This is a genomic window from Pseudomonas prosekii (assembly GCF_900105155.1).
GTDB lineage: Bacteria > Pseudomonadota > Gammaproteobacteria > Pseudomonadales > Pseudomonadaceae > Aquipseudomonas > Aquipseudomonas prosekii.
This window is the reverse complement of sequence record NZ_LT629762.1, coordinates 1,355,214-1,378,370: the sequence shown is the minus strand read 5'-3', so window position 1 is coordinate 1,378,370 and position 23,157 is coordinate 1,355,214. Positions and strand designations below refer to the sequence as shown.

19 protein-coding genes and 2 tRNA genes are annotated in these 23,157 nt (G+C 59.8%); 4 read left to right on the top strand and 17 right to left on the bottom strand.

Translation table 11 applies throughout. The features are described from left to right. Window positions 1-31: 31 nt before the first annotated feature. The 4 genes from BLU01_RS06385 to BLU01_RS06370 all read right to left on the bottom strand — a co-directional run bounded on the left by BLU01_RS06385 (window position 32) and on the right by BLU01_RS06370 (window position 4,621). On the bottom strand, window positions 32-1,327 hold the full coding sequence (locus tag BLU01_RS06385; protein WP_092272262.1) for a virulence factor family protein: 1,296 nt from the start codon (window positions 1,325-1,327) through the stop codon (window positions 32-34). Then, complete coding sequence (gene mprF / locus BLU01_RS06380) at window positions 1,327-3,969, bottom strand: bifunctional lysylphosphatidylglycerol flippase/synthetase MprF (protein WP_092272258.1); 2,643 nt, start codon at window positions 3,967-3,969, stop codon at window positions 1,327-1,329. Before mprF ends, BLU01_RS06385 begins: the two co-directional genes overlap by 1 nt. Before the next feature lie 278 nt (window positions 3,970-4,247). Continuing rightward, window positions 4,248-4,324 (bottom strand) — tRNA-Met (locus BLU01_RS06375). Between the two features lie 220 nt (window positions 4,325-4,544). Then, window positions 4,545-4,621 (bottom strand) — tRNA-Met (locus BLU01_RS06370). Between the two features lie 300 nt (window positions 4,622-4,921). Between BLU01_RS06370 and dinB the strand changes: the two genes are divergently transcribed. Next, window positions 4,922-5,983: a DNA polymerase IV gene (dinB, locus tag BLU01_RS06365; RefSeq protein ID WP_092272256.1), complete on the top strand. Its 1,062-nt coding sequence runs from the start codon at window positions 4,922-4,924 to the stop codon at window positions 5,981-5,983. A gap of 109 nt (window positions 5,984-6,092) precedes the next feature. Here the strand turns inward: dinB and BLU01_RS06360 are convergent, their stop codons facing one another. From BLU01_RS06360 to BLU01_RS06345, 4 genes are all read right to left on the bottom strand, one after another. Then, entirely contained in the window at window positions 6,093-7,046 is a 954-nt protein-coding gene (locus tag BLU01_RS06360) for a hypothetical protein (RefSeq protein WP_092272253.1), read from the bottom strand. 17 nt (window positions 7,047-7,063) lie between these two features. Continuing rightward, complete coding sequence (locus BLU01_RS06355) at window positions 7,064-8,779, bottom strand: proline--tRNA ligase (protein ID WP_092272250.1); 1,716 nt, start codon at window positions 8,777-8,779, stop codon at window positions 7,064-7,066. Between the two features lie 130 nt (window positions 8,780-8,909). Continuing rightward, window positions 8,910-10,469, bottom strand: coding sequence for an AmpG family muropeptide MFS transporter (locus BLU01_RS06350; RefSeq protein ID WP_092272247.1), 1,560 nt, complete (start codon window positions 10,467-10,469; stop codon window positions 8,910-8,912). 43 nt (window positions 10,470-10,512) lie between these two features. Beyond that, complete coding sequence (locus tag BLU01_RS06345; RefSeq protein WP_092272244.1) at window positions 10,513-10,866, bottom strand: MGMT family protein; 354 nt, start codon at window positions 10,864-10,866, stop codon at window positions 10,513-10,515. A gap of 165 nt (window positions 10,867-11,031) precedes the next feature. Here BLU01_RS06345 and BLU01_RS06340 point away from each other — a divergent pair, with 165 nt between their 5' ends. Beyond that, entirely contained in the window at window positions 11,032-12,039 is a 1,008-nt protein-coding gene (locus tag BLU01_RS06340; protein ID WP_092272241.1) for a DUF481 domain-containing protein, read from the top strand. A 76-nt stretch (window positions 12,040-12,115) separates the two neighbouring features. Here the strand turns inward: BLU01_RS06340 and BLU01_RS06335 are convergent, their stop codons facing one another. Both BLU01_RS06335 and BLU01_RS06330 read right to left on the bottom strand, forming a co-directional pair. Beyond that, window positions 12,116-13,543, bottom strand: a complete 1,428-nt coding sequence (locus BLU01_RS06335; protein ID WP_092272238.1) for a toxin-antitoxin system YwqK family antitoxin — start codon at window positions 13,541-13,543, stop codon at window positions 12,116-12,118. 132 nt (window positions 13,544-13,675) lie between these two features. Beyond that, window positions 13,676-13,885 carry a cold-shock protein gene (locus tag BLU01_RS06330; protein ID WP_002554837.1) on the bottom strand — a complete coding sequence of 70 codons (210 nt, stop codon included), beginning with the start codon at window positions 13,883-13,885 and terminating at the stop codon, window positions 13,676-13,678. Between the two features lie 356 nt (window positions 13,886-14,241). On the opposite strand from BLU01_RS06330, the gene dcd reads away from it, so the two are divergent. Continuing rightward, window positions 14,242-14,808 carry a dCTP deaminase gene (gene dcd, locus BLU01_RS06325; protein WP_054047011.1) on the top strand — a complete coding sequence of 189 codons (567 nt, stop codon included), beginning with the start codon at window positions 14,242-14,244 and terminating at the stop codon, window positions 14,806-14,808. 106 nt (window positions 14,809-14,914) lie between these two features. After that, window positions 14,915-15,121, top strand: a complete 207-nt coding sequence (locus BLU01_RS06320) for a hypothetical protein (protein WP_092272235.1) — start codon at window positions 14,915-14,917, stop codon at window positions 15,119-15,121. A 141-nt stretch (window positions 15,122-15,262) separates the two neighbouring features. Here the strand turns inward: BLU01_RS06320 and pdeM are convergent, their stop codons facing one another. The 7 genes from pdeM to BLU01_RS06285 form a co-directional block, all read right to left on the bottom strand. Further along, entirely contained in the window at window positions 15,263-15,916 is a 654-nt protein-coding gene (gene pdeM, locus BLU01_RS06315) for a ligase-associated DNA damage response endonuclease PdeM (RefSeq protein ID WP_092272231.1), read from the bottom strand. Beyond that, window positions 15,916-18,402 carry a ligase-associated DNA damage response DEXH box helicase gene (locus tag BLU01_RS06310; protein WP_092272227.1) on the bottom strand — a complete coding sequence of 829 codons (2,487 nt, stop codon included), beginning with the start codon at window positions 18,400-18,402 and terminating at the stop codon, window positions 15,916-15,918. The genes pdeM and BLU01_RS06310 overlap by 1 nt, the downstream gene beginning before the upstream one ends. Before the next feature lie 253 nt (window positions 18,403-18,655). Then, entirely contained in the window at window positions 18,656-19,420 is a 765-nt protein-coding gene (locus BLU01_RS06305; protein WP_092272224.1) for an ABC transporter ATP-binding protein, read from the bottom strand. A 13-nt stretch (window positions 19,421-19,433) separates the two neighbouring features. Next, window positions 19,434-20,552, bottom strand: coding sequence for a succinylglutamate desuccinylase/aspartoacylase family protein (locus BLU01_RS06300; RefSeq protein ID WP_092272221.1), 1,119 nt, complete (start codon window positions 20,550-20,552; stop codon window positions 19,434-19,436). Window positions 20,553-20,579: 27 nt separating this feature from the next. Then, window positions 20,580-21,290, bottom strand: a complete 711-nt coding sequence (locus BLU01_RS06295; protein WP_092272217.1) for an ABC transporter permease — start codon at window positions 21,288-21,290, stop codon at window positions 20,580-20,582. Next, a complete protein-coding gene (locus BLU01_RS06290; RefSeq protein ID WP_092272213.1) occupies window positions 21,287-22,015 on the bottom strand; it encodes an ABC transporter permease in 729 nt (242 codons plus the stop codon). Before BLU01_RS06290 ends, BLU01_RS06295 begins: the two co-directional genes overlap by 4 nt. Before the next feature lie 56 nt (window positions 22,016-22,071). After that, complete coding sequence (locus BLU01_RS06285; protein WP_092272210.1) at window positions 22,072-22,854, bottom strand: transporter substrate-binding domain-containing protein; 783 nt, start codon at window positions 22,852-22,854, stop codon at window positions 22,072-22,074. Window positions 22,855-23,157 lie beyond the last annotated feature (303 nt).

The window sequence follows — 23,157 nt, the reverse complement described above, 5'->3', positions numbered from 1 at the left end:
GTGCGGGGGCTTTTTGTGGGCGGCGTTCAGATCACTCCTGAGCCGCCGTCTCCTTCGCTTGACGCTTCTCGATGATGTCCACCAACCGCTGTGCCAGCGCCGGGTAGTTCTCATCGAAGTGATGCCCGCCAGGCAATTTCATCGCTTCGCCCACCGCAGTCTTGTCAGTGCAGCCACTCTCGTCGACTTCTTCTTCGCCGTAGATGCACACCACTTTGTCGGCGGGCAGTTTGGCCATTTCCGGGCCGGTGGCGGCTTCTTTGCCGGCGTTGCCGAGCCAGCCTTCGACTTCGATCTCGAAGCTGCCGGTGCGGGCGAACGCCAGCAGAATGATCGCGTCGACGCGTTGCTGCTCCGCTGGCTCCAAGCGGTTGTAGATCGCCGGGAGGACGTCAGCGCCGAACGAGTAGCCAGTGAGGATGAAGCGTTTGGTGCCCCATTTCTGCCGGTAGTGCTGCATCAGTTCGGCGAGGTCCAGAGCACTTTGCTCCGGGCTCTTGTGCTGCCAGTAGTAGCGCAGGGTGTCGATGCCGACCACCGGGTAGCCGATCTTGGCCATCTCGCCCGCCACGTCGCGGTCGAGGTCGCGCCAGCCGCCGTCACCGGAGAGGAACAGGGTGACGGTGTCCTTGGCCTGGCCAGCCGGGACTTCGACGACCGGAATCTGCAGGCCGCCCGCGGCTTTGTCGCCGCCGACGAGGATCTTGCGCAGTTCGTTGTTCAGCACTTGTGGCAGGTTGATGTCGTAGTCGCTGATGCTGGTTTCAGCGTTAGGTTGATCGCGCACAAAACCTGCGCTGGTGTCGTCCGGGTTGTCGTTCCAGGCCGCCAGCCAGTGGCCGTGGGTCGCAGTTTTTGGCAGCAGGTGCGTGCAGCCGGGTTTTTCCAGCGCGAGGTCGACGGAAACGGCTTGAGCCTTGTCGTCCTTCTGCTCGGCCAACCAGCGCCACGCCAGCACAGCGCCGGGGCCGATGCCGCTGACCAGCGTTGCCGGACCTTGCAGTTGACGCAAACCCGATTGCAGCGCGCGGCTTTGCAGCAGGCAATCCTTGGGCAGGATCACCTGGACGATCTGCGCCGAACCGCTGCGGCTCAAGGTCTTGAGTTGCTGGTCATTGAGTTTCTGTTCGTCGGGCACCGCCACCAGCACCTGAGCCTTCGGCGTGGTGCCGGGGATCACGCGGGTCATGGCGACGCCATCGGCCGGCGGCAGTTGTTCGAGCGTCGGTTCCGGTGCCGGGCGTTTCATGTACCAGTAACCGCCACCGGCAATCAGGGCCAGCACTACCAGTGTCGCCAGTACGTACCGCAAGGAGCGTTGAATCATCAGCGTTTCACCAATCCAGTCAAGCCGCCTGCAATCAGGGCGGCAGTATCGGCCAGCGCCACCAGCGGATCGAGTCCGGCGGGCACGGCCATATAACGGGGTTCCCAGTCAGGCTGGAATTTGTCTTTGAAGCGGCGCAAGCCTTGGAAGTTGTACAGCTGCTCACCACGGCGGAATACCATCGAGCCCAGACGCTGGGTCAGCGGTGCGCCACGCCGGGGTTGTAGCCCCGAAAGCGGCACCATGCCCAGGCTGAAACGTGCGTATCCATGGTTTTTATAATGTTGAATCAGGCCGACCATCATGAATTCCATGGTCAGCTTCGGCGCTTCCGGGTGCGCGCGCATCAGGTCGAGGCTGGCCAAGTCATGGCTGTAAGTCTCGAGCAGGTTGGCGAATGCCACCGGGCGTCCTTCGAAACGAATCACCGCGACACGGAAATGCTTGAGGTATTCATTGCTGAAACGGCCGAGCGAGAAGCCTTTCTCGCGCACGTTCTTGCCGGTCAGCCAGGCATCGGAAATCACCTTCAGCTCATCCATCGGCGCGTGGCCCGGTTCGTGGATTTCCAGCGACAAACCGTCGCGGGTGCCACGGTTCCAGGTGTAGCGCAGGTCTTTCATCTCTTTGCCCTTGGCTTCGAGATCAAAGCGATGCAGATCGACCCGCGCTTCTTCGCCAAGCTTGATCGCGGTCAGGCCGATGTCCATGTAGTACGGCAGGTTCTCGGCGCGCACCTGATAGAACACCGGGCGGGCGTGGTGGATGTCACAGAGGTCGCGGAACTGCCAGATCATTTCCGCACGTTGCTGGCTCGGACCGATCGGGTCGTACAACGCCACCAGGCTGCGGCCACGGCGCGCGTACATCAGGAACGCCTGGTCGTTGGGATGAAACAGCAACGCCTTGTCACCGGTGAGCGCGAGGCCGCCGTCGGGTTGCGACGATGCCATGAGGATTTTCACCGCGCGGTCCAGCTCTTCGGTGGTCGGCAAATGAATCACCGGACGCGCCGTGCGTAGCAACCAGGTCAGCGAAACCACCACCAGCAGCACGGCGGCCCCCAGCAGCGAGCGCAAACCACGCGGCGCATCGGCGTCGAGGGTGAACTGCCACCAGAGTTGATGGCTGTAAGGCACATCCTGATACGCAAACAGCAGCAGCCACATCGACGCCGCGAGTACGCACAGGCTGGCCACCAGATACAGCGGCGAGAACGGCAGTTCAGTCAGGCGGCTGGCGCGATAGAACGAACTGCGAAACACCCCGAGCAGGCTCGCGGTGAGGGTCATCAGGCAGGCTTCTTCCCAGTCGAAACCCTTGAGCAGCGAGAGCAGGGCGCCAACCAGCAACAGAATGGTGGTCAGCATCCATGCCGCCGAGAGTCGGCGGCGCAGGCCTTGGGCCAGCAGCAAACACAGCACGCCGATCAGGCTCGCACCAAAGTGCGAGGCGTCGACCAAGCGGTGCGGGATCAGAAAACCGATGTGTTCCAGTCGGGTGTCGATCTCCGGAGTCGCGCCGGAAAACAGCAGCACCACGCCGGACAAGAACACCAGCAAAGCGAGGATTGGCGCCGCAAGACCGGACGCCGCGCGCAGCGACTGCCGCGATTGGAACAGGCGTTGGCCTTCATTGATCAGCAGGAAGATGCACGCGACCAGCAGCGGCAGCACCACGTAAATCAGACGATAGAGCAGCAGCGCCGCGGCGAGTGGCGCAGCGCCGAGCGTGTCGGCGAACGCGGCGAGCAGAATCGCTTCGAACACGCCGACGCCGCCGGGTACATGGCTGAGCACGCCGGCGGCCAGCGCCAACAGGTAAACCAGCAGGAACGCGCCGAAGGGCGGCGCTTCCGGCAGCAACAGATACAACACGGTGGCGGCCGCAGCGACGTCCAGCGCGGTGATCACCAGTTGCAAGAAAGTCAGGCGCCGACCCGGCAGGCGCAGCGTGCGGCGGCCGGCCTTGACCAGCAGGTTGTCCGGGTAGGGCTGTTCCGGTAAACGCCGACGGTAAATGCCGATCGCCAGCACCGCAGTCAGCAGCAGCACCGCAGCAGCGATCACGCCGAGCAAAATTTCGGAAAGTCCCAGCGCGGCAGAGGCGGCGGGCAGGTTGCTCAAGGTCGCGAGCGCTGCCAGTGGTGGTAGCGCGCAACCGAGCGAGAGGCTGGCAAACAGCGTCATGTGCGCGACGTCGGCAGCGCCCAGACCATGGCGTGCATATAAACGGTAGCGAACCGAGCCGCCCGAGAGCATCGACAGGCCGATTGCGTTACCGATGGCGAATGCAGTGAAGCCGCCCAGCGCCAACGTGCGCGGCGCAAGCTTCACGCCGGCGTAGCGGCTGGCCGACCATTCATAGCCGAGCAAAATGACGAAGCCAACGATGGTCGCGACCAGCGCACCGATCAATGCCGGTTTCGGCACTTCCAGGATCGAGTCGTGCAGCGCATACAGATCAAGTTCGCTTAATAGATGGCGACAGGCAATCAGCGCGATGGCGAACAACAGCAGGGTGACCGCCAGACCAATCGGCTGGCGATACTTGCTGACCCGATCAAGCAGGCGCAAACGCTCGGCTTTGATCGGTTGTGTCGCGGTGACGGGGTCTTGTGGATCAGACGAATTGGCGCGCATCAATCACCTCTTGGATTGTGCGCGACAGGATGGAGGTATCGAGCCAAGTTACCAATCCCTGTAGAAAAAAATAATCACAAATTGTAACGCCTCTCACCGCTGTTCGGTGATCGCGCGTCATCGGTCGTACACGGCCTGCCAAGGGCTCAGCATAGACTGGCCTGAAGGCGAGGGCGGTTCTGGTACGGTTCACTGCACGGTGACAGATCATTGTTGCGAAAGGACTTTTTCGACAGATACAAAAAAGGCCACTCTTTCGAGTAGCCTTTCTTGATGTTTGGTTGCGGGAGCCGGATTTGAACCGACGACCTTCGGGTTATGAGCCCGACGAGCTACCAGACTGCTCCATCCCGCGTCTGTGTGGCGGCATTCTACAGAGGAACGCCGGGGTGTCAACGGTTAACTTTGAATTAGGTCAAATAAGCGTGAATTAGCGTCCGATGGTGACGAGTGACAGGTAAGCATCGGAATCAGAACGATTTCTGCTTTATTGCCTGTGCGCGGTCAGGTGTTGAATCAGACAAAATAGACGCGCACAAAAAAGGCCACTCTTTCGAGTAGCCTTTCTTGATGTTTGGTTGCGGGAGCCGGATTTGAACCGACGACCTTCGGGTTATGAGCCCGACGAGCTACCAGACTGCTCCATCCCGCGTCTGTGTGTCGGCATTCTACAGCGCAGCGCGAGGGTGTCAACCTTCAATGTGAAGAAAAACGCTTGTTGTTCAATCGCTTAGCATTGGAAAGGGGCGGGTGAAAGCGCTACAAGGCAGGCATGGCAAGGGCTGCAGCTCTATTGGAGGGGGGCGTTCGATTGAGAAAACAAATTCATCGCGCCTTTTCCTGCGCGTAATAAAGAAGATTCAGAGTACTGGTGCTATATACAGGTGTCAGTGAGATACTGCCGGCCCGGCGCGTTAACGCCGTATTTATCCGCCAAGAACACCGCTTTTATATGACTCAACGCAAAATCATCCACGTCGACTGTGACTGTTTTTACGCCGCCATCGAGATGCGTGATGACCCGCGCCTGGCCGGCAAGCCTCTGGCGGTGGGTGGTTCGGCGGACCGGCGCGGCGTCATTGCGACCTGTAACTACGAAGCGCGGGCCTATGGCGTGCGGTCGGCGATGTCGTCCGGGCATGCCTTGAAGCTGTGCCCGGACCTGACCATCGTCAAGCCGCGAATGGACGCCTATAGAGAAGCATCGAAGGAAATTCACACGATCTTCACCGATTACACCGAGCTTATCGAACCGCTTTCCCTCGATGAGGCTTTCCTCGACGTGTCCGACAGCGCGCATTTTGGCGGCAGCGCCACGCGCATTGCCCAGGACATCCGCCGTCGCGTCTCGAATCAACTGCACATCACCGTGTCTGCTGGCGTGGCGCCGAACAAATTTCTGGCGAAGATCGCCAGTGACTGGAAAAAGCCCAACGGCCTGTTCGTGATTACGCCCGATCAGGTCGAGGATTTCGTCAGCGGTTTGCCGGTGAGCAAGTTGCACGGCGTGGGCAAGGTCACCGCCGACAAGCTCGGGCGGCTCGGCATCGTCGATTGCGCGCATTTGCGGGAGTGGAATAAATTGGCGCTGGTGCGGGAATTCGGCAGCTTTGGTGAGCGACTCTGGAGCCTGGCGCGTGGGATAGATGAGCGACTGGTGCACAACGACAACCGTCGGCAGTCGATCAGCGTCGAAAATACCTACGACGTCGATCTGCCGGATCTGCGCAGTTGTCTGGATAAACTCCCCGAATTGCTCGAGACCCTGGCCGGACGCATGGCGCGGATCGACAGCAGCTATCGGCCGGGCAAACCGTTCGTCAAAGTAAAATTCCATGACTTCACGCAAACCACGCTGGAACAGGCCGGGGCAGGGCGGGATCTGGGCAGTTATCAGTTGTTATTGACCCAGGCGTTCAATCGCGGCGGCAAACCGGTGCGGTTGTTGGGGGTCGGGGTGCGGTTGGAGGATTTGCGCGGAGGGTTTGAGCAGATGGAGTTGTTTGAACGGTAGCGACAGGTTTTGATGCGGTGAATGTGAGGACGCTTTCGCGGGCAAGCCTCGCTCCTACAGGAAAACACGATACCCGTAGGAGCGAGGCTTGCCCGCGAAGCTTTTGCCTTTAATTCGGATTCGGATCCGCCACCAGTCGCCCGGCATCCTTGGTCAATGACTTGAGGAATTCGGTTTGCAGCTCCGGATCGTTGCGCGTCAGCTCGATCAGGCTTTGCTCCAGCTCACTGGCTTCTTCTTCCAGGCCCAATTCCGACAGACGTTTGACCCGGTGTACCCACTGGCTCACTTCGTCGTCTTCAAGATCGTCGTAAATCAAGCCATGCGCTTCGAGCAGTTTGCCGCGCAAACCGCTGCTGACCGCCAGGGACGAGTCAGTGTGCACGTCGTCCTGGGCGTCGGCGACGGTGATCAGCAGCCGGCTCAGATGATTGATGTCATGTTCGGCGAACGGACTGTCCAACAGGTTCAGGCGCAACACGCCGTTCTTGTCGGTGTTCAGTTCGAAGGTTTCTTTGCCAGCCTTGACCTGCACCGGGCGTTCGCTCCACGGCAGGCTCGAATATTCGGTGCGCTTGTCCAGCTGAACTTCGTCGATGCCGGCGAGGTTTTGCTGGGCGCGGCCGTGAGACTGCACGTTCATGAACGGGTTGATCCCGGCGAAACCGTAGCTCAGCCAATCCTTGGTCACGCTGTCCGGCAGGTTGCCGAGGGCGAACACATTGACCACGTTCGCGCCGACACCTGCCACCACCGCGACCATCCCCAGCGGGATCTCGTAGACCTCCCGCCAAGGTTGGTAAGGCGTATAGCGGTCGTAATGGCGCGTAACCTCGAACTCGGTGACTTCGAAGGATTTCTGCTCGTGGATTTTCACTCGCCGTTGCGGCAGCTCAAGCACCTTGGGCTCACCGACATCGATCTGCAGGCTGTGATCGAGCAATTTGCGCTCGACACGTTCCTCGTGCTCGCTGCGTTGCGACATTTGATTGGCGCAACCGCTGACCAGCAGGGTGCCGCACAGGGCGGCACCACCGAGGCCTAAGGTGTTTCGCTTGAACATGACTTCTCTATCTGGTGTCAGCGGCGGATACGCGCCTGGAGGAAGGACAGCACGTCAGCGACCGGCAGCGCTTGCGCCTCGGCCTCGGTGCGGCTCTTGTATTCCAGGTTGCCTTCGGCGAGGCCGCGGTCACTGACCACGATCCGGTGAGGAATGCCGATCAGCTCCATGTCCGCGAACTTGATGCCCGGGCTGGTTTTCTTGTCACGATCGTCCAGCAGCACTTCGAAACCGGCCGCGGTCAATTGCGCGTACAGCGTGTCAGTGGCTTCGCGAACCTGTTCGTTGTCGTAACGCAGTGGCACCAAAGCGATCTGGAAGGGGGCGAGGGTATCGCTCCAGATAATCCCTTTGTCGTCGCTGTTCTGCTCGATGGCCGCAGCCACCACGCGGGAAACGCCGATGCCGTAGCAACCCATTTCCAGGGTCACCGGCTTGCCGTTCTCGCCCAGCACTTCGCACTTCATCGCTTTGCTGTACTTGTTGCCCAGCTGGAAGATGTGCCCGACTTCGATGCCGCGCTTGATTTCCAGGGTGCCCTGGCCATCCGGGCTCGGGTCGCCAGCGACAACGTTGCGCAGATCGGCCACGGTTGGAACCGGCAGATCGCGCTCCCAGTTCACGCCGAAGTAGTGCTTGTCGTCGATGTTGGCGCCAATGCCAAAGTCGCTCATCAGTTCAACCGAGCGGTCGATGATGATCGGCAGCGGCAGGTTCAACGGGCCGAGGGAGCCGGCACCGGCGCCAATCGCGTCGCGCAGTTCACTCTCGGACGCCATCACCAGCGGGCTGGCAACGCCTGGCTGCTGGGATGCCTTGATTTCGTTCAGCTCATGGTCGCCACGGATGATCAGGGCAATCAGCTTGCCCGCTTCTTCGGCGTGAACCACGAGGGTCTTGATGGTTTTTTCGATCGGCAGACCGAAACCTTCGACCAGTTGCGCAATAGTCTTGGCGTTAGGTGTGTCGACCAGCCGCAGCTCTTCGGCAGGCGCAGCGCGGGAGGTTTCGCGCGGCACTGCTTCGGCCTTCTCGATGTTCGCCGCGTACTCGGAACCGTTGCTGAAGACGATATCGTCTTCGCCGGACTCGGCCAGTACGTGGAACTCGTGGGAACCGGCGCCGCCGATCGAGCCGTTGTCGGCTTCCACAGGACGGAACTTCAGGCCCAGGCGCGTGAAGATATTGCAGTAGGCCTGGTGCATGCGATCGTAAGTGACCTGCAGCGATGGCTGATCCGCGTGGAAGGAGTAGGCGTCCTTCATGATGAATTCGCGGCCGCGCATCAAACCGAAGCGTGGACGGATTTCGTCACGGAATTTGGTCTGGATCTGGAACACGTTGATCGGCAGCTGTTTGTAGCTGCTCAACTCGTTGCGCATCAGGTCGGTGATCACTTCTTCGTGGGTCGGGCCGGCGCAGAAATCGCGACCGTGACGATCCTTGAAGCGCAGCAGCTCAGGGCCGTACTCTTCCCAGCGACCGGATTCCTGCCACAGTTCAGCCGGCTGAGTGCTCGGCATCAACACTTCGAGCGAGCCGGCGGCGTTCATTTCTTCACGAACGACGGCTTCGACCTTGCGCATTACTCGCAAGCCCATCGGCAGCCAGGTGTACAGGCCCGAGGCGAGTTTGCGGATCATGCCGGCGCGCAGCATCAGCTGGTGGCTGATCACGACCGCGTCGGAAGGCGTTTCTTTCTGTGTGGCGAGCAAAAATTGACTGGTGCGCATGGTTGGCCGTTGTCGGTTGCTGATGACTAGAAATGACGGAGCATTGTACGGGCGAGATCTGCTGACGTACAGAAGTGCGGCCGGCGGTGTGGCTCGATGGCGGGAATCCTCCCGCCATTGAAGATCTTTCCTACGGCTGATCCGCGACCGGCGTCTGTGCCGGTTCAGGTGTCGGCTTTGGGCCGGCCCGGCGGCTCTCCTGGAACCAGTGCAGGGCGATCAGCAGCAGCGTCGGAACGCCGAGCAGGGCGGTGATCAGGAAGAAGTTGTGATAGCCGAATTTCTCCACCATGACCCCGGAATAACCGCCGATCAGGCGCGGCAGCAAGAGCATGATCGAGCTGAGCAGGGCGTATTGGGTGGCGGAGAACTTGAGGTTGGTCAGGCTCGACAGGTAAGCGACGAACGCCGAAGTCGCCAGACCCGAGCTGAAGTTGTCGAGGGAAATGGTCAGGATCAGCATGTTCAGGTCCGGCCCCATGTCCGCCAGCATCAGGAACAGCAGGTTGGTGCCCGCCGACGTGATGCCGCCGATCAACAGGATCGGCAAAATGCCGAATCGCACGATCAGCAAACCGCCCATGCCGGCGCCGACCAGCGTCATGATCAGACCGAAGATTTTGCTGACGCTGGCAATCTGGTCCTTGGTGAAACCCTGGTCGATATAAAAGACGTTGGCCATCACGCCCATCACTGTGTCGGACATCCGATACGTCGCGATCAGCCCGAGCAGCAGGAAGGCCTGCCAGCGGTAACGCAGAATGAAGTCGTTGATCGGCGTCAGCACCGGCGCCAGACCACGGCGGCCCATGGCTGACAGGCACATGGCGGTCAACGTGATGTAGAGGATTGCGCGCAGGAACGCGCGGTCTTCGAGCAGCAGGTCGAGCAGGCTTTCGGCGCCGAACAGCACACTGGCGAAATCGGTGTTGTAGAGCTGAGTGAACATGGCCGGCACGGATACCAGCAGCACGATCAGGACAAACACCGACGCCAATTGATGGACAAAACTGTAGCGCCCGGCCTGCAACTGAGTGCGCAGCGGCACTGGCGGCTCGCGCATGAACAGCGTGGTCAGCAGCGCAGGAATCATCAGCGCGCCGAACAGCACATAAGTGCCGGCCCACGCCGAATGTTGATAGTTGAAACCGGTGGAGCCAAAACCTTCGGCGAAGAACAGCGCGCCCGCAGTCGCCAGCAGCGCAGCAATGCGATAACCGGACATGTAGCTGGCGGCGAGGGCGGCCTGGCGGCTGTCGTCGGCGATTTCCAGGCGATAGGCATCGACCGCGATGTCTTGCGTGGCCGAGGCGAATGCGACAACCACGGCAATCGCGATCAGCCAGGACAGATGCTTCTGCGGATCGCAGAAGCCCATGCCGATCAGGCCGAGGATCACCAATGATTGCGAAAGCACCAGCCACGAGCGGCGGCGGCCGAGTTTGCCGAGCAGCGGCAGGCGCCATTGATCGAGCAGCGGCGACCACACCCATTTAAAGGCGTAGGCCAAACCGATGAGGCTTGCATAACCGATGGTTTCGCGAGCCACACCGGCTTCACGCAACCAGACTGACAACGTCGAAAACACCAGCATGTAGGGCAGGCCGGCGGCGAAACCAAGCAACAACAGCACAAGTGTTGAAGGGCTGGCATAGGCGGCGAGCGCGGCGCGCCAGGTTTTACGGGGCATGGGCTGGAGTCTGCCTCAAGATTACGGAAACAAAGCGCGCACTCTAACCGCTGTGCTCTACCGGGCGCCAGCCATGACGCTGAATATCAACACGATTGTTCAGGACACTGACGCCTTCGGTGCGCAAACGCGCGCGTTGTTCATCGCCGGAAGCGCTGCCCACCGGCAAGCTGATTCGCCCACCGGCACCGAGCACGCGATGCCAGGGCAGGGTGGTGTCGCCGGGCAATTGGCTCAAGGTGCGCCCGACCCAGCGCGCGGCCCGGCCGAGTCCGGCCAATTGCGCCAGTTGCCCGTAACTGACGACTTTGCCCTCGGGCACTTGAGCCAGGGTCAAATAGAGTGCCGTGCGTCGGATTTGCGCCGGGCTTTCGGTTTCGCTGGTTACGTCGTTCACGTCCGCAATACCTGAGGAAATGGGTTTTTATCGCCGCCAGATTAGAGCCTGCGGTGCCAATTGAGAAATGAACTCAATAGAATTAGTCGGGTCAGTCCTTGCTAGCGCGTTATTCCTAGGGATAATGCCGACTTTTTTTCGCAAACCAGAGCCTTCGATCCGCTTATGTTGTCCAGAACCTTGTTGTGCCTCGCTGTCTTCAGTGCTTCCACGCCTTTGCTCGCCGACACCGTATGGTTGAAAAACGGTGACAAATTAAGCGGTAAGATCACCGTGTTCGATGGCGGCAAACTGCTGATCCAGACCGCATACGCCGGCGCTATCCCGATTGACTGGAAGCAGGTGAAAACCCTGGAAAGCGACCAGGAACTGCTGGTCAAGCAAGACGCCTACAACGGCGAGAAGGCCAAATCGCTGCAAGCCGCCGAGGATGGCAAAGTCACCTTGGCCAATGGCGAAGCGCCGAAAACCGTCGAGTTGGCGAGTATCCAGCAGATTCTCAAGCCTAAACCGGTGGTCGAAGATCTGGTGTGGAAGGGCAATGTCGACATGGCGCTGGACTATCAGCGCGCCGAGAAGGACACCGATGATTACGACGTCGGCTTCAAGACTTCCGCGCGCCATGGTCGCTGGCGGCACATTGCCGAAGGCGAGTACAACCGCGAATTCCAGGACGACGTGGTCACCACCGACAATTGGCGCGCCGAATATTCCCTCGACCGCTTCCTGACCGATCACTGGTACTGGCAGGGTCGCTTGAACTACAAACGCGACAAGGTTGAAGAGTTGTCCCGTCAGCGCGTCGTCGGTACCGGTCCGGGTTATCAATTCTGGGATAACGAACTGGGCGCGTTCTCGCTGGGTTCGCTGCTCAACCGCACCGATTACGAATACAGCGATGGCGGCAAGGACGACTTCTATTCGGTCGCGATGAAGTGGGATTACAACCGTTACCTGATTGGCAAGAAAGTCGAGTTCTTCACCAACGGCGAACTGGGCAAGCCGCTGTCCGGCGTAGCCGATTACTCGCTGGATGCCGAATTGGGCTTGCGCTACAAGGTCACCGAGTGGGCTTCGCTTAACCTCAAGGCTGAGCGCGATGTCATCAGCGGCACCAATGACGCCGATTTGAACAAGACGCGCTACACCGCAGGGTTTGGCGTGGCTTGGTAACTAGCTGACAGATCAAAAAAATCGCAGCCACTGAGGCTGCGATTTTTTTTTGCTTTTTTTTGGGGGGCGATAGGGCTTAAGTGCATTCACCCTGACGCACACCGGCCTCGTAACGGCATTCGCCATTCGGGCTGCCGTCCTGTTTCCACATGTGCATCACGCCTTGCTCGCGGCCCTCGACGTAATCGACCGATGAGCTCATCTGGCCGTTTTCAAACCAGGTGATGGCCGGGCCCTGGAGTTTGCCGTCCTTGTAGATGCGGTGGTCCTTCAACTGCCCGCTCTGATACCACTCCTTGAAATCACCCTGTTCGCGGTGCTTCTCGTCCCATTGCCATTGCACGGTTTGCACGCCTTGCGCGTTCCACGTGGCGTAACTGCGCTGCACCTGTTTTTCGAAAAACTGCTTTTCCTCGACTTTGCCGTCGGCGTAATAGCTGATGACGCAACCGTCCGGGCTGCTGTCGACGTTGTTGCGCGTGCTGCGCACGGAGCCGTCTTCGAAGTAAGACGTGCTGGCGCCCTGTGCCAGGCCCGCGACGAAGGTGCTGCTGTCCTTGAGTTTGCCGTTGGGGTAATAACTCAGGGCTGGGCCGTCCGGGACGTCGTTGCGATAACTGATCCGGCCAATCACTGCGCCGTTTTCGTCATGTTCCAGGTATTCGCCGTCGACGCGTTTGCCCTGATACCAGTTATAGGCCTCGGCTTCTTTGCCGTTGTCGTGATAAGTGGTTTCCCGGCCTTCCAATTGACCGTCCAGGTAATGAGAGCGCTTGGTCAGTACGCCGCTGTCGGAATAGCTGAGCACTTCACCTTGAGGGTTGCCCTGCAAGTCGTACTTCAAGGTCTGGCCGATTTTGCCGTTTGGGTAATAGGTTTTCGATTCCAGAACGGGTTTGCCCGAGACGAAGTCCTCGGCGTCGACGAAGTAGTCGCGGCGCAGGGTGCCGGTTTCCGCGTATTGGATTTTGGCGTGCCAGGCTTTGTGCTTTTTATCGTAGGTCAGTGGCATCGGCAGGTAGAACGTCGCCTGGCCCTTGCTGGTCGGTGCGTATTCCTCGTCCAGATACAGCTTGCCGTCCACCAGCGATGTGGTCAGTTGGGCGCATTCTTCCGGCGTGCAGGCGCGGACTTTCTCGAAAAATGCGCGTTTGCCGTCACATTCCGAGAGCGTTATCAGCAACGGGGTTTCGTCGTCGATCAATTGCTGCACTTCGTCGATCAGTCGGCCGAACGATTCGTTGGGCACGCCCACTGATTCCGGTGTGAGGTAAACCTCATTGCTGCCGCAAGCGTGTTCGGTCGAGAGTTGCAGTAACACTGCCGCGCGCAGCTGTAGCTGCGAGGCGCCTTGAGCGTCAGGGCCTTTGGCGAGATAGGTCGCGTGGGTGTTCATGCCGACGATGATGGTCGGGTGGTCGGGGCGGGGATCGGCGTGAATCGAGAAGGGCGACGAGAGGGCGATCAGTGCTGCGCCCAGGGTTTTCCATTGGTTGAACGGCATCCTGCTGCTTCCATGTGATTTTCCAGGTGGCGAATCATATAGAAGGAGGGCGCTGTGGCGTAAGGCAAAAACACTCGCCCACAAAAAAGCCCCGCTTTTGAGGGCGGGGCTTTTTACTAAAGCAAGTACAAGTTAGATAACTTGAACTTCTTCAGCTTGCATGCCTTTCTGACCGCGGGTAGCGATGAAAGAAACCTGTTGGCCTTCTTTCAGGCTTTTGAAGCCGTCGGATTGGATTGCTTTGAAGTGAACGAACAGGTCGTCACCGGATTGTGGAGTGATGAAGCCGAAGCCTTTTTCATCGTTGAACCACTTAACGGTACCGGTTTGGCGATTAGACATGGTGTAACTCCTTGAACAAAGATAACTGCGACGCAGGAAGAACCCTGGCCGAGACTGAGTGCAAAGAGCAGGAAAAATTCTTGTAGATGGTTGGATCGAAATTCAACATATCGTGTAGAGATTCTCAGTGACACAAGCAGCACAGTGGCGCCACCTTAACCCTTTTTGCAGAACGTGCCAATGCTTCGTGCGAATGTTTCTCTGATTTCGTGACTGACGGTGCATCGGATCGGCGCCAAGCCCCGGTAATCACGGGGGATCGCCGAGAATTATTTCTCGCACTTTGAACCCGGGGCGTGCGCCTAGTAAGATGCCGGACAGAATTTTTCCACCTCGCTATTCAGGACAACCCCGCCATGAGCATCAAATCGGACAAGTGGATTCGCCGCATGGCGCAAGAGCACGGCATGATCGAACCGTTCGTCGAGCGCCAGATGCGCGGCGAAGGTGCCGAGCGGCTGATTTCCTACGGCGTGTCGAGCTATGGCTACGACGTGCGCTGCGCCGGTGAATTCAAGGTGTTCACCAACATCAACTCGGCCATCGTCGACCCGAAGAACTTCGATGAGAAGAGCTTTGTTGATGTCACCAGCGACGTCTGCATCATCCCGCCCAACTCTTTTGCACTGGCGCGCACCGTGGAATTCTTCCGCATCCCGCGCAACGTGCTGACCATCTGCCTGGGTAAAAGCACCTACGCGCGTTGCGGCATTATCGTCAACGTGACGCCGCTTGAGCCTGAGTGGGAAGGTCACGTCACTCTGGAATTCTCCAACACCACGACCCTGCCGGCGAAAATCTACGCCAATGAAGGCGTGGCGCAGATGCTGTTTTTCGAATCCGACGAAGAGTGCGAAGTGTCCTACAAGGACCGTGGCGGCAAGTATCAGGGCCAGCGCGGCGTCACGTTGCCACGCACCTGAGTCGTCCATCTGACAGGTTCGGGGAATTCTTTGGCGGCTAAACACTCTATTGGGTGTACTGCCCGGTTTGCTTACAGCGGATCGGGCCATTGCTCAGGAGTGCTCCATGAAGATCGATCCGCAAATAAGCGCCGAACTGGCCAGGCTCGAGCCCAATCAAGTCGGTGTCCTGGCCTGGTCCTTGTTGGCGCATCCGCCAATGCTGGCAGGGGGCATCCCCGGCCAACCCGACCCAGACTCCCCCAATGAACAGCCCACCGAACCCGGTGTGCCAACCCTGCCAGATGAGCCACCTCCGGCGCCTGTCGCCTGATATTGATCCCGCGCTCGTCGCATGACGCGGGATCGATAACGCGTTACCTGTAGGAGCAAAGCTTGCTCGCGATGGCGGTGTATCAGTCAACTAATACTTGCCTGATTCACCGCCATCGCGAGCAAGCTTTGCTCCCACGATTCAAACCGGCCAAATCTCGCCATCGCCGATGACGAACACCCGACAGCTGTCATCCCGATCGACCTGATAACCGCCGGTAAACGCGCCGAACGCAGGCATCAGGCTGATCTGCTCGCCCAATCTGAAACACGCCAGACGCAAACTTTGCCGACCCTTGCCATGCAGCCGATAAACCGGGTGCACGTGGCCCGCCAGCACGTGGCGGCTCGGGTGCGGATCCGGTTCGTGCTGCAACGCAAACGGCCCCAGCAGCAGCGGTTCCGGGACTACGCGGATGTTCAGCGAGTCCGGCGGATCGCCCGCGCGTTTGTCGTGATTACCGCGAATCAGCGTCATCGGCAGCGCATGATGACGCTCACGCCAGGTCGCCAACGCCTTCAAGGTCTCGGTCGCGTGCGAGCCCGGCCCGTGCAGAAAGTCGCCAAGAAAGATCAACTGACGACAGGGCAGGGCGGCCAGCAAACCATCCAGCACCGCGATGTTTTGCGAGGTGGTGCCGCGCGGCACCGGTTGGCCGAGGCTGCGATACGCCGCAGCCTTGCCGAAATGCACGTCGGCGATCAGCAGTGCCTGCTGCGCTGGCCAATAAATCGCTTTTTCGGGCAACAACCACAGCTCTTCGCCAGCCAGGCGCACAGGAAACGGCGCGCCCATCAGTTTTTCCCGGTTTCAGCGGTTTTTTCCAGATCGCCGACCATTCGGCGGATGCGATCAGCGAGTTTTTCCGAGCTCATGCTTTCGCGCATTCTTTCCACCAACAGCGGAAAGCCCAGCGGCGTAGGACGTTTGATCTGATGCAGGTCGAATCTCAAACTATTGATGTGGGCCAACGTTTCCTCCAGTCGCCGAATATCCAATTCTTCCCGTAGGACTTCTTCCCCAGCCTGGGCCAACAACAGGTTGTCGGCGTCGTACTGCTTGAACACCTCGAAAAACAAACCGCTCGATGCCTGCACCTGTCGCGTACTTTTCGGCGCGCCGGGGTAGCCGGCGAACACCAGCCCGGCGATCCGGGCGATCTCGCGAAAGCGTCGCAACGCCAGTTCCCCGGCATTCAGGCTGGCGAGCACGTCGGCCAGCAGATTGTCAGCGCTGAGCAACGCCAGATCCAAGTGTTCGGACCAATCGACATAGGTGGCGCTGAGCAATTCGAGCCCGTAATCGTTGACCGCAATCGAGAACGTCACTGCTTGGCGCTGACTGATCCGCCACGCCAACAGGCTCGCCAGGCCCAGATGCACTTGGCGCCCGGCGAACGGATACAGAAACAAATGCCAGCCTTCGCGCGACTTCAGCGCCTCGGCCAACAGACTGTTTTCGGTCGGCAACCCGGACCAGCGTTGCTGCACTTCCAGCAGCGGGCGCAGCGCTTTCATTTCCGGGCCAACAAAATCGCCGGCGGCGGCGCTGCTGAAACGTGCGACCACCGCCCGCGCCAGTTCATTGGAAAGCGGCATGCGCCCGCCATTCCAACGCGGCACCGCGGCGCGTTTGACCGTGCTGCGGCGCACGTACGCGGTCATGTTTTCGACGCGGATCAGCTCCAGCAAGCGCCCGGCGAAGAGAAAACCGTCGCCAGGCTTGAGCCGGGCGATAAATCCTTCCTCGACGCTGCCCAGCGTCTTGCCGCCACCGCCCTTGCTCCAGAACTTCAGCTGGATGCTCGCGTCGCTGACAATCGTGCCAATGCTCATGCGATGGCGTCGCGCCAGTCGCGCATCGGGTACGCGCCACACGCCGTGTTCGTCCGGTTCGACCCGGCGATAATCCGGATACGCCGTCAGAGAAAGTCCGCCATGCCGTACGAAAGCCAGCGCCCATGCCCAGTCCGCCAGGGTCAGATCGCGATAAGCCCAGGCACCGCGGACTTCTTCGTACAACTGTTCAGGAATAAAGCCACCGCCGAGCGCCATGCTGACCAGATGCTGCACCAGTACATCCAGCGGTTTGTGCGGGGATTGGCGCGGTTCGATGCGCCGCTGCGCCACGGCGTCTTGCGCGGCGGCAGCTTCGACCAATTCGAGGCTATGGGTCGGCACCAACGTGACGCGCGACACTCGCCCCGGCGCGTGACCGGAACGACCGGCGCGCTGCATCAGCCGCGCCACGCCTTTCGCCGAGCCGATCTGCAACACGCGTTCGACCGGCAAAAAGTCCACGCCCAAGTCGAGGCTGGAGGTGCAGACCACCGCTTTCAGTTGACCGTCCTTGAGCGCGCGTTCCACCCAATCGCGGGTGTCGCGCGACAGTGAGCTGTGATGCAAGGCGATCAGCCCGGCCCAGTCCGGGCGCGCCTCCAGCAAGGCCTGATACCAGATTTCCGATTGCGCGCGGGTATTGGTGAACACCAGCGTGCTGGGGCTGGAATCGAGTTCGGCGACCACTTGCGGCAACATCTTCAAACCGATGTGCCCAGCCCACGGGAAACGTTCGATGGCCGGTGGCAGCAGGGTGTCGACGCGCAGGTCTTTGCCGTTTTCACCCTGCACGCTGACGCCGTTGTCTTGTGGGATTAATACCTGCTGCGCGTGGTCATGATTACCCAACGTCGCGGAAACGCCCCAGACAATCAACTGCGGATGCCAGCGGCGCAACCGCGCGAGGGCCAGTTGCAACTGCACGCCGCGTTTGTTGCCGATCAATTCGTGCCATTCATCAACCACCACCATGCGCAACGTCGACAACGCCATTTGCGCATCGGCGCGGGCGAGCATCAGGGTCAGGCTTTCCGGCGTGGTGATCAGCGTCGTCGGCAGTCGCCGACTCTGGCGTGCACGTTCGCTGCTGCTGGTGTCGCCGGTGCGCAGGCCAACGCTCCAGCCAATCTGCAAATCCTGCAACGGCGCTTCGAGCGCGCGCGCCGTGTCGGCGGCCAAGGCGCGCATCGGCGTAATCCACAGCACGGTGATCGGCTCGGCGGGCGGTTTGCGCTTCTTCGGTTTTTCCATCGGCGTGACGCTTGAGGCAAAGCGGTTGAGCGCGGCGAACCACACGGCGTAGGTTTTACCGGCGCCAGTGCTGGCGTGCAGCATCCCGGATTCGCCGCGTTTGACCGCCGTCCACACCTGTTTCTGAAAGGCGAACGGCTTCCAGCCGCGGGCGGTGAACCATTTTTTTGCGTAGTCGGGGGAGTTGCCCATGCCGGCCGTGTGCGCTCTGAAAGTGTTCTTTCAGTGACCACGGCGGCGGGCGAAAGGTTTAAAGATGATGTACTGACATTGATGACCACACACGGACCTGTAGGAGCAGAGCTTGCTCGCGAAGGCGTCGTATCAGTCAACATAATCGTTGGCTGATAGGACGCCTTCGCGAGCAAGCTTTGCTCCCACAGCAAGCTTTGCTCCTGGAGCAAGCTCTGCTCCTACAGGGGGCGCGGTGTTGTTGGGTGGCGGGTTATTTGAGATTACCGCTGAGAAACTGCTTCAGCCGCTCGCTCTTCGGATTGCCCAGCACCTCTTCCGGCGCGCCTTCTTCTTCCACCAGACCCTGATGCAGAAACAGCACCTGGCTCGATACTTTGCGCGCGAAGCTCATTTCGTGGGTGACCATGATCATCGTCCGGCCCTCTTCGGCCAGCCCCTGAATCACCCGCAGCACTTCGCCGACCAGTTCCGGGTCGAGCGCCGAGGTCGGTTCATCGAACAGCATCACCTCCGGCTCCATCGCCAGTGCGCGGGCAATCGCTACCCGTTGCTGCTGGCCGCCGGAGAGGAACGCCGGGTATTGATCGGCCACTCGCGCGGCCAAACCGACTTTGTCCAGATAACGCCGCGCGCGGTCCTCGGCTTCTTCCTTGCTGCAACCGAGCACGCGGCGCGGCGCCATGGTGATGTTTTCCAGCACCGTCATGTGGCTCCACAAGTTGAAATGCTGGAACACCATGGCCAGCCGCGTACGGATCCGTTGCAGTTCATCGGGGTCGGCGACGTGCATGCCATGGCGGTCCTTGATCATCCGCACGTCTTTGCCGTCCAGGCTCATTGCGCCGTCGTTTGGTTGCTCAAGAAAGTTGATGCAACGCAGGAACGTGCTTTTGCCCGAGCCGCTGGCGCCGATCAGGCTGATCACGTCGCCGGTGTTGGCCTTGAGCGAAACACCTTTGAGCACATGATGGTCGCCGTAACTTTTATGCAGGCCTTCGATGGTCAGTTTGTACATGGGGCATGCATCCTCAAGGCGAAAGTAGGTAGCCGCTGCGATAGGCTTCGGTGCCCGCGACGTGGGCGATCACCATGCCGGCAGTGGCCATGCGCCGCAGCGAGCGGGCGTACATCAGCCCGGCGGCGGTGCAATGGATTGGGGTGACGCGATCGAGGATCGGGTCGATGACTTCGGCGATCAGTTGCCCGGCCTGCAGGTATTGCCCCGGTTGCGCGCAGAACACCAGCAAACCGCCGACCGGCGTGGCCACCGGTTCGACGCCGGCCAGCGGCGTGGCGGGATAAGGCAGATCGGGCAGCGGCGCCGGTTCGCCAGCGATGGCGCCGACGTGAATCAGATAGTCGAGCAACGCCTGGCAATCGACGCTGGCCAACGGGTGATTGACCTCACCCTGACCGCGCAATTCGACGGTGACCGAAAAACTCCCCAGCGGAATATTGAAGTGCTCGCCGAAGCGCTCCTGCAACTGCCACCAGAGCAAGGTAAAACACTCATCGAACGACTGACCGCCGGAATCGGTGGCGAGCAGGCTGGCCTCGGCGCCGATGTAGCGCGCCAGCGGCTCGACCTGCGGCCAGGCCTCGGGCGTGGTGTAAAGGTGCGCGACGGCTTCGAAATCGCAATGCAGGTCGAGCACGATGTCCGCGTCGCAGGCCAGCCGTTGCAGGGTCAGGCGCTGGGATTGCAACTGCGTGCTGGCGGTCTGGCGGGCGAGGGCGTTGCGCAGACTGCTGCGGATCAACTCGAGATTGTGCTGTGGATCGTCGCCGAGCTGGCCTTCGATGTCGTTGCCGACTTCTTCGCTCAAATCGACGAACCAGCGATTGAAATTCTGCCCGCTCTCCAGCTCATAACGGCCCAGCGGCACGTCCATCAGCACTTGTTCGAGGCCGACCGGGTTGGCGATCGGCACCAGGACAATTTCGCTGCGCAAACGCCCGGCCGCTTCCAGCTCGGCCAGGCGTTGCTTGAGGTGCCACGCGACAAGCATGCCGGGCAATTCGTCGGCGTGCAGGGACGCCTGGATGTAGATCTTGCCTGTGGCCGACGCAGGGCCGAAATGAAAACTGTGGATGTGTCGCGCAGTCCCCGGCAGCGGGGCCAGCAAGTCATGGATCTGGTGGCGCATCGTGCGTTTCCTGAAACAGTAAAAGGCCTAGTGGGTCGGCCCGAGGAAGGCTAGCCAGCGGCGTTCGGCAAGTCGAAACAGGCCAACCAGCGCGAAGGTTATGGTCAGGTAGATCAACGCGGCGATGCCGAACGACTGGAACGTCAGGAACGTCGCCGAGTTGGCGTCCCGCGCCACTTTCAGAATGTCCGGGATGGTCGCGGTGAACGCCACGGTGGTCGAGTGCAGCATCAGGATCACTTCGTTGCTGTAATACGGCAACGAGCGACGCAGGGCGGACGGCATGATCACGTAGGCATAGAGCTTCCAGCCGGTCAGACCGTAGGCCTTGGCCGCTTCGACTTCACCATGCGCCATGCTGCGAATCGCCCCGGCGAAAATCTCCGTGGTGTAGGCGCAGGTGTTCAGGGCGAAGGCGAGGATGGTGCAGTTCATCGCATCCCGAAAGAACGCGTCGAGCACCGGTTGTTCGCGGATCGCCGCGAGGCTGTAGATGCCGGTGTAGCAAATCAGCAACTGGATATACAACGGCGTGCCACGGAACAGGTAGGTGTAAAACTGCACCGGCCAGCGAATGTAGAAGTGCGGCGACACCCGCGCAATCGACAGCGGGATCGACACCACAAAACCGATGAAGATCGAGGCGCTGAGCAGCCACATGGTCATCGCCAGACCGGTGATGTTGTAGCCGTCGGTATAAAGGAAGGGTTTCCAGTATTCCTGCAAGAGTTCGATCATCGTACGGCCTCCCGGGAGCCGGCGGCGTAGCGGCGTTCGAGCCAGCGCAGGACGAAGTTGGAAATGCTGGTGATCACCAGATAAATCAGCGCGGCGAGCACCAGAAAGTAAAACAGTTGATAGGTGCTTTTACCGGCGTCCTGCGCAGCCTTGACCAGATCGGCGAGGCCGATGATCGACACCAGCGCGGTGGCCTTGAGCATCACCATCCAGTTATTGCCGATGCCCGGCAGGGCGAAACGCATCATCTGCGGAAACACCACCAGCCGAAAGCGCTGGCCGCGTTTGAGGCCATACGCGGTGGCGGCCTCAACCTGGCCGCGCGGCACCGCAAGAATGGCGCCACGGAAGGTTTCGGTGAAATACGCGCCGTAAATGAAGCCCAGGGTGATGACCCCGGCGCTGAACGGGTTGATTTCGATGTATTCCCATTCCATCAAATCGGTGAACGACGTCAGCCAGGTTTGCAGGCTGTAGAAAATCAGCAGCATCAGCACCAGGTCCGGCACCCCGCGAATCAGCGTGGTGTAGAGCTGCGCCGGCACGCGCACCAGTTTGAGTTTTGACAGTTTGGCACTGGCGCCCAGCAAGCCGAGGAGCACGGCGACTATGAGCGACAACACCGATAATTTGATGGTCATCCAGGTGCCTTGCATCAGCAACGGACCGAAGCCCTGAAGGCTGAAGGCAGAGAGCCCCAGATTTTGTAAGAGGTTTTCGAACATAAATCAGCAACCTGATCGAGTAAAAAAAGCGCCCATCGTGAGATGGGCGCCGGGCATTATTTGCCGCTGTACAGATTCAGATCGCCAAAGTGTTTCTTCTGAATGGTGGCGTAGGTGCCATCGTCGTGTAACGCTTTGATACCTTTATCCAAAAGTGCCTTGAGGTCTTTGTTACCTTTAGAGATACCGATAGCTGTTTTGGCTGGCAGCAATTCGCTGTCGACCGGCTTGCTGATCTCGTAGCCTTCACCTTTTGGCGACTTCAGGAAGCCCAATTCGGCTTGCAACATGTCTTGAATGGCGGCATCGAGGCGACCCGACGTCAGGTCCGAATACACCTGATCCTGGTTCTGGTAGGCCTGGGTTTTGACCCCGGCCTTGTCCAGCACGGCTTTGGCGTAGGCTTCTTGAATGGTGCCTTGCTCGTAGCCGACGGTCTTGCCCTTCAGCGAAGCGACGTCTTCGCTCAGGCCGGAACCCTTCTTGAACACGTAAGCGGTTGGGCCGGAGAACAGTTCGTTGGAGAAGTCGATGACTTTTTCGCGAGCCGGGGTGACGGTCATCGAAGAGATCACGCCGTCGAATTTATTGGCCTTGAGGCCCGGAATCATGCCGTCGAAATCGCTTTCGACCCATTTGCACTTGACCTTCAGCTCGGCGCAGATCGCGTTGCCCAGGTCGATATCGAAGCCTACCAGGCTGCCATCGGCCGCTTTCGACTCGAACGGTGCGTAGGAAGGGTCAACGCCAAAACGCAGCTCTTTATATTCCTTGGCCAGCGCGGAGCCGGCAGCCATGCACAACGCCAGTGCAGAAAGGGTCAGCAATGCTTTTTTCATTATTCAATCCCTAAAAACCAATATGAGCGCTTGTGGCGCAGAATTATTGTTACTGGAAAGCGTAAGACCTAATGAAAGTAGCAATTTCCGAACCAGAGTCCCGAACAAGCGTTTTAAAAGGTGATTCAACAAATGCCTGAACAGGATTTGTGCACGCAAATGGGCGTGCGGAAATTGCTGCACCAATATAGTTCAGATCCGGGTAAAGGCTTGATGCGGGTGCTTTGGGAAAGCACGGAGTCAGTCGGTATTTGCTTTGACTGACCCTGCGCCATCGCGAGCAGGCTCACTCCTACAAGGTTT

Excerpts from the sequence above, each read along its gene's own strand:
- BLU01_RS06385 (WP_092272262.1), bottom strand. The coding sequence starts at position 1,327 with ATGATTCAACGCTCCTTGCGGTACGTACTGGCGACACTGGTAGTGCTG.
- mprF (WP_092272258.1), bottom strand. The coding sequence starts at position 3,969 with ATGCGCGCCAATTCGTCTGATCCACAAGACCCCGTCACCGCGACACAA.
- dinB (WP_092272256.1), top strand. The coding sequence starts at position 4,922 with ATGACTCAACGCAAAATCATCCACGTCGACTGTGACTGTTTTTACGCC.
- BLU01_RS06360 (WP_092272253.1), bottom strand. The coding sequence starts at position 7,046 with ATGTTCAAGCGAAACACCTTAGGCCTCGGTGGTGCCGCCCTGTGCGGC.
- BLU01_RS06355 (WP_092272250.1), bottom strand. The coding sequence starts at position 8,779 with ATGCGCACCAGTCAATTTTTGCTCGCCACACAGAAAGAAACGCCTTCC.
- BLU01_RS06350 (WP_092272247.1), bottom strand. The coding sequence starts at position 10,469 with ATGCCCCGTAAAACCTGGCGCGCCGCGCTCGCCGCCTATGCCAGCCCT.
- BLU01_RS06340 (WP_092272241.1), top strand. The coding sequence starts at position 11,032 with ATGTTGTCCAGAACCTTGTTGTGCCTCGCTGTCTTCAGTGCTTCCACG.
- BLU01_RS06335 (WP_092272238.1), bottom strand. The coding sequence starts at position 13,543 with ATGCCGTTCAACCAATGGAAAACCCTGGGCGCAGCACTGATCGCCCTC.
- BLU01_RS06330 (WP_002554837.1), bottom strand. The coding sequence starts at position 13,885 with ATGTCTAATCGCCAAACCGGTACCGTTAAGTGGTTCAACGATGAAAAA.
- dcd (WP_054047011.1), top strand. The coding sequence starts at position 14,242 with ATGAGCATCAAATCGGACAAGTGGATTCGCCGCATGGCGCAAGAGCAC.
- BLU01_RS06320 (WP_092272235.1), top strand. The coding sequence starts at position 14,915 with ATGAAGATCGATCCGCAAATAAGCGCCGAACTGGCCAGGCTCGAGCCC.
- pdeM (WP_092272231.1), bottom strand. The coding sequence starts at position 15,916 with ATGGGCGCGCCGTTTCCTGTGCGCCTGGCTGGCGAAGAGCTGTGGTTG.
- BLU01_RS06310 (WP_092272227.1), bottom strand. The coding sequence starts at position 18,402 with ATGGGCAACTCCCCCGACTACGCAAAAAAATGGTTCACCGCCCGCGGC.
- BLU01_RS06305 (WP_092272224.1), bottom strand. The coding sequence starts at position 19,420 with ATGTACAAACTGACCATCGAAGGCCTGCATAAAAGTTACGGCGACCAT.
- BLU01_RS06300 (WP_092272221.1), bottom strand. The coding sequence starts at position 20,552 with ATGCGCCACCAGATCCATGACTTGCTGGCCCCGCTGCCGGGGACTGCG.
- BLU01_RS06295 (WP_092272217.1), bottom strand. The coding sequence starts at position 21,290 with ATGATCGAACTCTTGCAGGAATACTGGAAACCCTTCCTTTATACCGAC.
- BLU01_RS06290 (WP_092272213.1), bottom strand. The coding sequence starts at position 22,015 with ATGTTCGAAAACCTCTTACAAAATCTGGGGCTCTCTGCCTTCAGCCTT.
- BLU01_RS06285 (WP_092272210.1), bottom strand. The coding sequence starts at position 22,854 with ATGAAAAAAGCATTGCTGACCCTTTCTGCACTGGCGTTGTGCATGGCT.